The following is an 830-nucleotide window of genomic DNA, read 5'->3' as shown; positions in this document are numbered from 1 at the left end:
ACAAGGAGGCTCCGACGGTTTGTAAGCAAACGGTTTCAGGTACTATTTCACTCCCCTCCCGGGGTACTTTTCACCTTTCCCTCACGGTACTTGTCCGCTATCGGTCATCTGGGAGTATTTAGGCTTATCAGGTGGTCCTGACAGATTCACACGGGATTTCTCGGGCCCCGTGCTACTTGGGATACTCTTCACGCCATAACACCATTTCGACTACGGGGCTCGCACCCGCTCTGGCCAGGCGTTCAAACCTGTTCGTCTATGATGCGCTGTAACGTTCACCGGCCGGCAGACCGGAACGAAAAGTCCCACAACCCCGGCCATGCAACCCCTGCCGGGTATCACACATGACTCGGTTTAGCCTCTTCCGCGTTCGCTCGCCACTACTGACGGAATCACTGTTGTTTTCTCTTCCTGTGGGTACTGAGATGTTTCACTTCCCCACGTTCCCTCTACCCGCCCTATATATTCAGGCGGGAGTCACCAGGTCACCACAAGGGGCCTGGCGGGGTTTCCCCATTCGGAAATCCTCGGATCACAGCTCGTTTATCAGCTCCCCGAGGCTTATCGCAGATTACGACGTCCTTCTTCGGCTCCAGATGCCAAGGCATTCACCGTTTGCTCTTATGAACTTGCTAATCACATGAGTTAAGAAACTACAACTCGAAAAGTTGCAGATCCAATGATTTGCATGACCGCAGCCCGAAAGCCGCGCCATGCGAATCTTGTCGATTCACGACCGAAGCCGTGAATCTAAGATGCTCGCGTCCACTGTGTAGTTCTCAAAATACGGGCGGTATCCCTCTCCCACACACCCAGGCGTGAGAAAAAGA

The 830-nt window shown here is 53.6% G+C and carries 1 rRNA gene; it reads right to left on the bottom strand.

Annotation, left to right across the window (positions count from 1 at the left end):
* Nucleotides 1-635 (bottom strand): 23S ribosomal RNA (locus C5C69_RS16570); the annotation flags it as partial.
* Nucleotides 636-830 lie beyond the last annotated feature (195 nt).

Origin of the sequence: Rathayibacter sp. AY1C7 (assembly GCF_002931865.1) — a bacterium.
GTDB lineage: Bacteria > Actinomycetota > Actinomycetes > Actinomycetales > Microbacteriaceae > Rathayibacter.
This window is presented reverse-complemented; position numbering and strand designations above follow the sequence as displayed.